The following is a 9,965-nucleotide window of genomic DNA, read 5'->3' as shown; positions in this document are numbered from 1 at the left end:
GCCTTGCCCGGCGCCGGCTCGAAGCGGTAGACGCCGACGTTCACGTCCGGCGCGTCGAAGGTGATGCCGAACTTGGCCGCATCGTCGCGCAAGACCTTGAGCTTGTCGGTATCGTCCAGCTCGATCGTCATGTTGGCGGCGAAGAACTCGGCGCCGTGGTGGACCTTGATCCAGGCCGTGTGGTACGCCAGCAGCGAGTAGGCGGCGGCGTGCGACTTGTTGAAGCCGTAGCCCGCGAACTTCTCCATCAGGTCGAAGACCTCGTCGGCCTTGGCCTCGCTGATGTCCTTCGCAGCGGCGCCCTTGCGGAAGATGGCGCGGTGGGTGGCCATCTCGTCGGCCTTCTTCTTGCCCATCGCGCGGCGCAGCATGTCCGCGCCGCCCAGGCTGTAGCCGCCGAGCACCTGGGCGGTCTGCATCACCTGTTCCTGGTAGACCATGATCCCGTAGGTCTCGGCGAGCACCTGTTCCACCAGCGGGTGCGGGTACTCGACCACCTCGCGGCCGTGCTTGCGCGCCACGAAGCTCGGGATCAGGTCCATCGGGCCGGGGCGGTAGAGGGCGTTCAGCGCGATCAGGTCTTCGAGGCGGCTCGGCTTGGCGTCGCGCAACATCCGCTGCATCCCGCCCGATTCGAACTGGAACACCGCCTCGGTCAACCCGTCCGAAAACAGCCGGTAGACCGCCGGATCGTCGAGCGGGATCGTCTCGAAGGCGAAGTCCTTGCGGTGCTCGTGGCGCGCAATGATGAAGTCCTTGGCGAGTTCGAGGATCGTCAGCGTCGCCAGCCCCAGGAAGTCGAACTTCACCAGCCCGATCGCCTCCACGTCGTCCTTGTCGTACTGGCTGACCGCGGAGTCGCTGCCGGGCTGCTGGTACTGCGGACAGAAGTCGGTGATCTTGCCGGGGGCGATCAACACGCCGCCCGCGTGCATGCCGATGTTGCGCACCATGCCTTCCACGCGCATCGCTAGGCTCAGCAGCTCGGCCACCTCCTCCTCGTTCTTCTCGCGCTCCTCCAGCTCGGGCGCCTCCTTGCGGGCGTAGATGACGCCGCTGTCCGGCTCGGCCGGCACGCGGGCCAGCGTCACCGACTTGCCCGGTGGGGCGGGGATCAGCTTGGCGATCGAGTCCACATGGCCGTAGCCCATGCCGAGCACCCGCCCGATGTCGCGCAGCGCGGCTTTCGCGGCCATCGTGCCGAAGGTGGCGATCTGGCTCACGGCGGCGCGGCCGTAGCGGTCCTTCACGTAGTCGATGACGCGGTCGCGGTTGCCCTGGCAGAAGTCGATGTCGAAGTCGGGCATCGACACGCGCTCGGGGTTCAGGAAGCGCTCGAACAGCAGGTTGTATTGCAGCGGGTCGAGGTCGGTGATCGACAGCGCATAGGCCACCAGCGAACCGGCGCCCGAACCCCGCCCCGGCCCGACCGGGCAGCCATTCGCCTTGGCCCAGCGGATGAAGTCCGACACGATCAGGAAGTAGCCGGGGAAGCCCATCTTCAAGATCGTGCCGATCTCGAATTCGAGCCGCTCGACGTAGCGCGGGCGCTCCTTGTCGCGCCGCTCGGCCTTCGGGTAGAGCATGGCGAGACGCTGCTCCAGGCCCTCGAACGACAACTCGCGGAAGTAGTCGGCCATCGGCATGTGGCTGCCGTCGGCGAGTTCGGGTGTCGGGAAATCGGGCAGTTGCGGCTTGCCCAGCACCAGCGTGAGGCTGCACCGGCGCGCGATCTCGACCGTGTTCTCCAGCGCACCGGGAAGGTCGGCGAACAGCGCGGCCATCTCCTGCTGCGTCTTGAAATGCTGGTCGCGGCTGAACCGCTTGACCCGCTTCGCGTTGCCGATCGTGTCGCCTTCGGCCACGCAGACCCGCGCTTCGTGCGCATCGAAATCGTCGGCCTCCAGGAACTGCACCGGGTGCGTGGCGACCACCGGCAGCTTGAGCTTGGCCGCCAGGGGGACGGTGGCGCGCACGTTGGCATCGTGGCCGGGCAACTGCGCGCGCTGCACCTCCAGGTAGAACCTCGTCGGGAACATCGCCGCCAGCCGCTTCGCCAGACCGCGCGCCTTGGGCAGATCCCCCATCGCCAGCGCCTGCCCCACGCAGCCCATGACCCCGCCGGACAGCACGATCAGCCCCTCGCCCAGCTCCTCCAGCCACGCCCACTTCACCCACGCCTGGTTGTTGCGCTGCACATTGGTGATCCAGGCCCGCGACAGCAGCTCGCACAGGTTCAGGTAGCCCTGTCGGTTCTGCACCAGCAGCAGCAGGCGCGACGGGGGCCGCGCATCGCCGGCGGTGGCGGGGCCGTCGGGTTCGAGCCAGACATCGGCGCCGATCAGCGGCTGCACGCCCTTCTTGCGGGCGGCGTTGTAGAGCTTGATGGCACCGAACAGGTTCGACAGGTCGGTGATGGCCAGGGCGGGCTGGCCGTCCTTGGCTGCGGCCTTGACCGCGTCATCGATCCGCAGGGTGCCATCGACGACGGAGTACTCGGTGTGGGTGCGCAGGTGGACAAAGTTCATCCGGAGATTGTAGGCAGCCGCCTGGGTGCTGTGCGGCTGCACGGCGGACGGCGCGCCGGGTGCGTTCGCTGGTGCCACAGGGGACCGGGATGTGCCCGAATTGCCGGAAAGTGCCGCTTAAACGGCTGCGGCCTGATTTGAGAATATCGCAAAATGACGGCGCCTTTGCCCGGCCATTGGCGCACACCTCACCACATCCACGACCACTACATGAACCATCTGATTCTCGGGCTAGGAGGCACCGGTATCCGGGTCTGGCAGGCGCTGCAACAGCGTCTGCAGGCTCGCCCGCTGAACCAGCCGGCCAGCCGCCGCCCTGCTGTCGAGGCGGTCCTGCTGGACACCGACGCCCGCGCACTGGCCGACCAGGCGCCCGGCTGGCGCGTGCTGGGGGTGCAGACTCTGCCGCCCGCCGCACAGCGGGTGCTGCTCACCGCGGACAACGACGCGCTGACCAGCCTGCTGCAGGCACGCACCGACTTGCGCTCCACCGTCGCGCCCGATGGCCAGGGCTGGGCCGCCCGCCTGCAGCAGCTCGGCGCCGTCGATGCACCGCTGTCGCGCGTGGCCGAGCGCCTGCCGGGGTGGCCGACGCGCCGCCTGGGCCGCTTGCTGCTGGCGCTGCACCAGGCGCAGGTGCGCTGTGCCGTCGATGCGGCCGTGCAGGCACTGCAGGCCCGCGCCACCGACACGGCCCTCACCCTCCACATCGTGGCCCACCTCGGTGGCACGACCGGGGCCGCGCTGCTGCTGGACATGCTGGCCCTGCTGCAGCGGCATCCACCCGCGGCGCGCTGCGTCGTGCAGGTCCACGTCGAGCTGCCCGACCACGACAGCGCCGGCGCGCACCCGGCGCCGCTGGCCGAGGTCCAGGCGTATGCCGCGCTGCGCGAGTTGCAGGTGGCGGCGCAGTCGGGCTGGTTCTCGCTGTGTTTCCTGGGTGCGATGACCGACGAGCGCGGGCTGCAACCGTTCGACGCTGCCGCCCGCGAGCGCCGGCTGGCCGACTGGCTGTACCACCGTGTCGGCGAGGTGACGGACGCACTTTCCGCGCCCATCCGTGCGCCGCTGGCCGCCCCGGCCACGCGGCCTGGCGAGTTCGCCGCCTTCGGTCTGGCCGAGCGCAGTGCCGATCGCCACGCCGTGCGCGCCCACCTCGGCCACGAGCTGATGCTGCGGCTGCTGGCGCAACTGCGCTACAACCACTGGCGCGCAGGACTCGGCTTTGTCGCGCACCCGCGGGTGGTGGGCGCGGAGGCACTGGGCGAGCTGCTGAACGCCTGGGGATTGAGCGACGCGCATTTCCAGCTCGCCGTGCCGCTGCCGGAAATCGACGGCGACACGCTGCCCACCCTGTCGATCGAGCAGGAGTGGAGGATGCTGGAGACCCACTTCGTGGGTCTGATCGGGTTGGTGGCGCCATCGCGCCGCATCAACGAGCTGCGCCGCCTGTTCGACCAGGGCCTGATCGAGCGTTTTCGCGGCCAAGGCATCGAGGCGGTGTTCGACCAGCCGGACCACATGCTGCGCCGCCGGGCGGTGGTCGTGCGCCAGCGGGTCGAGACCGCGCTGTGGGACGACTGGCGCCAGGGCCGGCGCGCGCTCCACGACTGCGGGCAACTGCTGGCGGCCGTGCTGGCGGATCTGGCCGACCGCATCGAGCCGCTGCGCCAGGAGCAGCGCGGTCTGGAGACCCAGGCCACCGTGACCAGCCGCCAGCTCGACACGCTGGAACAGGCGGCGAGCAGCCCGCTGCAGGCGCTGGGGTTGCTGCGTGGTGCCCGCGAGCGCGACCTGTCCGAAGCCACCGCGCTGCTGCGCGACTACGCCCTGGCCCGCACCCGTTCCAGTGCGATCACGCTGAGCCTGCGCCTGCTGGCCGAGGTGCAGTCGCAGCTCACCACGCTGCAGGGCATGGTGGACGCTGGCGAGATGGCCCTGGCCACGCTGGCCGAGGAAACCGACGTGGCCGCCACCGCCACCTTGCCACCGCTCAACGCTGCCGACGCCGATGGCCGGCTCGACACCCGCGAGCTGCTGGCGCACTGGCGCACCCAGCTCGTCACGCGCGAGTCGGTGCAGCGCGAGCACCTGCGCGTGCTGCGGGCGGGGATGTTCACCCAGCTCGGCGAGTACGCCAGTTTCCGCATCTTCGCGCAGCGCATCGGCGAGCAGGACACCTGCGATGCGCTGCTCGGCGCCTGTGCCAGGCGGCTGCCGCCTGTGGCGCTGCAGCCGGTCGTGTCGGCCGCGTGGGACGCCTGGGTGATGCGCCTGCACGGGGAGTCGGACGCTGCGGCGCGCGACCTGTCCACGCTGCTGACACGGGCCAGTGTCGGGCTGGCGTGGCTGCCGGCGGTGGCGGGGACGGGGACGGTGGTGCAGGGCGATCTGCTGCGCGTGCCCGCACCACCACAGCCGCAGGCACAGACCCAGGTCCACGCTGCTGACACGGGCCAGTGTCGGGCTGGCGTGGCTGCCGGCGGTGGCGGGGACGGGGACGGTGGTGCAGGGCGATCTGCTGCGCGTGCCCGCACCACCACAGCCGCAGGCACAGACCCAGACCCAGGCCCAGGCCCAGGCCCAGGCCCAGGCCCAGGCCCAGGCCCAGGCCCAGGCCCAGGCGATTCCCGAGGATGCCGACGCATCGCCCATTGGTGCGGACGCAGACACGGACGGTGATGGCGGCGCGCAGATCCTGGTCGCGCGGACGGCGCAGCGCGTGTCGCTGACGCTACCCAGCGTGTCCGAGCTGATCCACCGCCTCGGCCGCCTGCAGACGCAGACCCAGGTGCAGGAGCTGCCGGAAGGCGTGGGCGAGCTGGTGCTGCTGCGCGTGGTGCGGGGCTTGCCGCTGCAGGCGCTGCCGCGGGTGCAGGAACTGCACCTGCGCCACGAAGCCCACCGGCTGCAGGCAGGGCGGGCTGCGCTGTGGCTGCAGCTCGATGACCAGGTGGCGCTGCCCGAGTTGCTCGCCGCCGATGTGCAGGCGCAGAAGGCCCGTGCCCGCACGGTGGTGCTGCTGGCCGAAGCCTTCGGGCTGCTGCGCGAGGACAGCGATCCCGTCAGCGGGGCGCCGGTGCTGCTGCACGTGCGGCTGGACGAGGACGGCTTCGAGCTGGACCGGGTCTGCCTGGGCCAGGGTCCGCTGGACGCGGTGGAGCAAGCGCGCGAGCGGGTGCTGCACGACCTGCACGACGAGGTGACCACGACCTTGCAAGGGCGTGACATGCGCGACCCCGCGGCACAGGCCACCCTGCGCGACGCGATGCGCCAGCGCATCGAGCGGCTGCGCAGCGAGGCCCCGCCCGAACAACGCGACGCCATCAGCCGCGAATGGAACGAAGCGGCGCGTGCCGCCATGAAACTGGCCAGACAGGAAACCGTGCAATGAGTCGAGGCGTCTGTACCAATCTTCCCGCCGCCTGCAGCCAGGCGGCCGCCAAGGCCGTGCTGCCGTGCCCGGAGCCTGACACGCGCTGCCCGACCTGCGGCGCGGCGCTGCTGCCCTTGGGCGATGGCCCGGCGGCGGGGCCGGGCGCCGGCGCGGCGCGCTGGGTCGCTTCGTCGCTGGTGGTGGCGTTGGCCGTGGGGGGGGGCTGGAGCTGGTGGTCGTCCCAGGCCACGCCCGACGCCGGGCTGCCGCAGGCAAATCGGGTGGCGCCCACCTCTCCCGTGTCCCCCGTGTCCCCGGCCGTGCTGGCGGTGGCACAGGCTGCCTCGGCGCTCGAAAGCGAGCCACCGGGCGTCGGCACCCCGAACGTGTTCGTGCTGCACGGCATGGACGCCCTCGGCCCCGTGCTCGGCACCGAACTGATGGAAGCCTTCCTCACCCAGGAGGGCCACGTCGAGGTCCACCGCAGCCTGCCGGACCCGCACGGCGCGGTGCTGGTGTCGGCCCGGCGGCCCGGCGGGCTGCGCCAGGACATCCGGCTGGCGTTCGACGGTGGATCGACTGCCGCGGGCGATGCGAGCCTGCGCCGTGTCTCCGCCACCTCGGGCACGGAGCTGAAGGACAACCAGGTGCTGGTCGGTCTGGACGCGCTGGCCGTGGTCGTGCATCCCGGCAATCCGATGGAGCGCATCAGCCTGTCGCAACTGCGCGAGCTGCTCTCCGGCGCGGGCCGGGCGGGCGGGCCGGTGCGGGTGAACGTGCGCAACGAGGCGTCGGACAGCGCGACGCTGATCGGCCACCAGGTGCTCGGAGGATCCCGTGCCAGCGCCGACCTGCAGCGCCACGAGACCGACGCCGCCCTCGTGCAGGCGGTCATGGCGGACGAGCACGCGCTGGGCGTGGTGCCGCTGTCGGCGGTCGGGGGGGCGAAGGTGCTGGCGGTGGTCGATGCGGCTGGCTCGGTCTGGAAGCCCACGCCCGAGGCGGTGGCGACCGAACGCTATCCGCTCACGCACCGGCTGGTGGTGCAGATGCCCGCCGCGTCGTCGCCGGTGGCGCTGCGGTATGCGCAGTTCCTGGCCGGCCCGGCCGCGCAGACCAGGCTGCGCAGCGGCGGTCTGGCCAGCGCCGCGCCCGTGCTGATCGATCCGGCGAATGCCGAGCCGGTCGCCGTCGGCGCGGCGGTGAAATGGCCCAAGGACTACACCGCGCTGACCCGCGGCGCACAGTTGCTGACCGGTCGCATCGGCTTTGCGGCCGACTCTGCCGAACTCGATGCGGTGGCCCATGTCGATGTCGATCGGCTGGCCCGCCAGATCAAGGAACAGGCGGCTGCCCGGCCGGTGTCGGTGGCGGTGCTGGGCGTGGCCCACGATGCCGGGGGGTATTGCGCCAACCGCGCGCTGTCGGACAAGCGCGCCGCCAGCGTCGCCGAGGCCCTCGCGGCGCAGGGCGTGAAGGTCCGGGCGGTGCGCGGGGTGGGTCGGGTGGTGCCGCCGTCGGTGACGGGGCTGGACGAAACCGCCCGCGAGCGCCGGGTCGAGGTCTGGGTGTCGGATGCGCCGATGCACCAGCCGGCGCCGTTCAAGTGCGTTTCCGGCACGGGGCAGGTGGCGATGGTGGGCGCGCCGAGGTTCCTACAATCGGGTCCGTGAACACCTCTCTGCCCATCCTCAACATCTCCACCTACCGGTTCGTCACGCTGGCCGACCCTGACGCCTTGCGCGCCCAGTTGCAGGGCAACGCCGCGGCGAACCACCTCAAGGGCACCATCCTGCTGGCCGAGGAAGGACTCAACCTCTTCCTGGCCGGTCCCGCCGACGGGGTGCGCGCGTTTGTGGCCTACCTGCAGGGCTTCGCCGAATTCGCCGACCTGACCCCCAAGGAAAGCTGGAGCGCTGCGACCCCGTTCCAGCGCCTGAAGGTCAAGGTCAAGCGCGAGATCATCCGCATGAACCACCCCGGCATCCGCCCGCAGGCTGGCCGCGCCCCGAGCGTCGCCCCGCAGGTGCTGGCGCGCTGGCTGGCGCAGGGACACGACGACGCAGGCCGCCCGGTCGTCACGCTCGACACGCGCAACGCCTTCGAGATCGACCACGGCACCTTCGCCGGCGCGATCGACTGGCGCATCACCAAGTTCAGCGAGTTCCCCGACGCCGTGCAGGCCCACCGCGACGACCTGGAGGGCAAGACCATCGTCAGCTTCTGCACCGGCGGCATCCGCTGCGAGAAGGCGGCGATCTACCTGCAGGACATCGGGCTGGAGCACGTCTACCAGCTCGACGGCGGCATCCTGAACTATTTCGAGGAGACCGACGGCGCCCCCGGCTGGCAAGGCGGCTGCTTTGTCTTCGACGAACGCGAGGCGCTCGGCGCGCAGCTCACACCGGTTCGTTGAGCAGCGCCACCACCTCGGAGTGGAACTCGCGCCGGTACAGCACCGCGATCACCACGGCCGTGCCCACCACGAAGGCGAGCGGCGACAGGAACCACAGCACCGCCGCGAAGCTCAGGTACACCGCCCGCAGCCCGTCGTTGAAGGTCTCGGCCGCCAGCCCCAGCACGCGCCCGGCCCGGTCGGCGTGGCGCAGGCGCAGCGTCGGATCGGACGCCGCATCGAAATCCTTCGCGGACGGGGTGGCGCCGATCAGCAGTGCGCCGAAGCTGTACTGCCGCATCGACCAGGTGAAGCGGAAGAAGGCGTGGACAAAGATCCCCGTCAGCACCAGCAGCTTCAGGTCGAGCACCAGCGGCGAGGTCGGCGTGGCGAACGGCAGGTCATGCACCATCTCGGCCGTCTTCTCGCCCGCACCGATTGCCGCGATCAGGCCGCCGATGATGAAGATCGTCGTCGAGGCGAAGAAGCTCGGGCTGGAGGCCATGCTCTGCGACACGGCGGCGTCCACGATGCGGTTGTCGCGGTAGGTGGCCTCGCGCATCCAGTCCAGGCGGATGCGGTTGGTGGAGGCCAGCACCGAGGGCCGCCGCTGCGCGCGCGCCTTGGCGAAGTGGACATAGCCGATCCAGCCACTGAAAAACGCCAGCAACGCCAGCCAGTCGGCCAGCGGCAGCACCCGGATCACGCGCAAGAGAAAGTCCATGCGCGCCACTGTAGCGCGGCCCGGCTGGCGCGATCCGCTCAGGCGTCGAGGTCGAACACCAGCACTTCCGCCGCGTCGCCCTGGCCGACCGTCAGCGCGGACTCCTGCGCCAGCAGCAGCGCATCGCCGGCTTCCAGTGCCCGGCCGTTGACCGTCAGCCGGCCGCGGGCGAGGTGGACATACGCCTTGCGGGCCGGGTCGAGCGCCAGCGTCGCCGATTCTTCGCCATGGAACACGCCGGCCCACAGGCGCGCGTTGGCGTTGATCTGCAGCGTCGCCCGTGCCGCATCCGGGCTGCCAGCCGGCGCCGCCACCAGGTGCAGGCGCCCGCGCTTGTCGGCTTCGGTGATGACCTGCTGGTCGTAGCTGGGCGTCAGGTCGCGCGCGGCGGGCAGCAGCCAGATCTGCAGCAGGTGTGTCTGCGCGCCGCTGTGGTTGAACTCGCTGTGGCGCACGCCCGTGCCGGCGCTCATCCGCTGGACTTCGCCGGTGCGGATGGTTGCGCCGTTGCCCATGCTGTCCTGGTGCTCCAGCTCGCCGGCCAGCAAGTAGGTGACGATCTCCATGTCGCGGTGGCCGTGCATCCCGAAGCCGGTGTGGGCGGCGATGCGGTCGTCGTTGATGACCCGCAGGTTGCCCCAGCCCATGTGCGCCGGGTCGAAATAATCGGCGAAGGAGAAGCTGTGGAAGCTGTCCAGCCAGCCGTGCTGGGCATGGCCGCGGGCGAGGGAGGGGCGCAGGGTGATCATGGTGGGGCGGGCCTTTCGTCGGAGTGTCCATGATGCGCGATGGGGCAGGGGTCGGGGCGGTGCGGGTGTGATGGCATCATTCAAAAGCCTTGAACCCCAGCGCGCGCCCACCCCGGCGCCCCACCCGCCGATGACCGACCGCCGCCACGCCCTGACCCCCGAAGCCCTGGAGATGATGGACACCATCGCCCGC

Annotated in this window: 6 protein-coding genes; 3 read left to right on the top strand and 3 right to left on the bottom strand. The window is 70.9% G+C overall.

Annotated elements, in window-relative coordinates:
• Positions 1-2,528: DNA polymerase III subunit alpha (gene dnaE, locus QZW52_RS16815; protein WP_294000851.1), on the bottom strand; the 2,528-nt coding region annotated here is incomplete at its 3' end.
• A gap of 210 nt (positions 2,529-2,738) precedes the next feature.
• Between dnaE and QZW52_RS16810 the strand changes: the two genes are divergently transcribed.
• The 3 genes from QZW52_RS16810 to QZW52_RS16800 all read left to right on the top strand — a co-directional run bounded on the left by QZW52_RS16810 (position 2,739) and on the right by QZW52_RS16800 (position 8,320).
• Complete coding sequence (locus tag QZW52_RS16810; protein WP_294000849.1) at positions 2,739-5,210, top strand: tubulin-like doman-containing protein; 2,472 nt, start codon at positions 2,739-2,741, stop codon at positions 5,208-5,210.
• A gap of 708 nt (positions 5,211-5,918) precedes the next feature.
• A complete protein-coding gene (locus QZW52_RS16805; protein ID WP_294000847.1) occupies positions 5,919-7,577 on the top strand; it encodes an OmpA family protein in 1,659 nt (552 codons plus the stop codon).
• Positions 7,574-8,320 (top strand): sulfurtransferase, encoded by a 747-nt coding sequence (locus QZW52_RS16800; RefSeq protein ID WP_294000846.1) that lies wholly within the window; start codon positions 7,574-7,576, stop codon positions 8,318-8,320. The genes QZW52_RS16805 and QZW52_RS16800 overlap by 4 nt, the downstream gene beginning before the upstream one ends.
• Here the strand turns inward: QZW52_RS16800 and QZW52_RS16795 are convergent.
• Together QZW52_RS16795 and QZW52_RS16790 are read right to left on the bottom strand one after the other, a co-directional pair.
• Complete coding sequence (locus tag QZW52_RS16795) at positions 8,304-9,023, bottom strand: DUF599 domain-containing protein (RefSeq protein ID WP_294000844.1); 720 nt, start codon at positions 9,021-9,023, stop codon at positions 8,304-8,306. The two genes, QZW52_RS16800 and QZW52_RS16795, sit on opposite strands and share 17 nt — an antisense overlap.
• A 38-nt stretch (positions 9,024-9,061) precedes the next feature.
• Positions 9,062-9,772 carry a pirin family protein gene (locus QZW52_RS16790; RefSeq protein WP_294000842.1) on the bottom strand — a complete coding sequence of 237 codons (711 nt, stop codon included), beginning with the start codon at positions 9,770-9,772 and terminating at the stop codon, positions 9,062-9,064.
• Positions 9,773-9,965: the final 193 nt, after the last annotated feature.

The organism is Sphaerotilus sp. (assembly GCF_013299175.1).
Classification (GTDB): Bacteria; Pseudomonadota; Gammaproteobacteria; order Burkholderiales; family Burkholderiaceae_C; genus Sphaerotilus.
Note: the sequence above shows the minus strand (reverse complement) of the source record. Positions and strands in the feature narration are given on the sequence as shown.

Bases quoted from the DNA above. Each gene is read 5' to 3' on its own strand.
- QZW52_RS16810 (WP_294000849.1), top strand. From the start codon at position 2,739: ATGAACCATCTGATTCTCGGGCTAGGAGGCACCGGTATCCGGGTCTGG.
- QZW52_RS16805 (WP_294000847.1), top strand. From the start codon at position 5,919: ATGAGTCGAGGCGTCTGTACCAATCTTCCCGCCGCCTGCAGCCAGGCG.
- QZW52_RS16795 (WP_294000844.1), bottom strand. From the start codon at position 9,023: ATGGACTTTCTCTTGCGCGTGATCCGGGTGCTGCCGCTGGCCGACTGG.
- QZW52_RS16790 (WP_294000842.1), bottom strand. From the start codon at position 9,772: ATGATCACCCTGCGCCCCTCCCTCGCCCGCGGCCATGCCCAGCACGGC.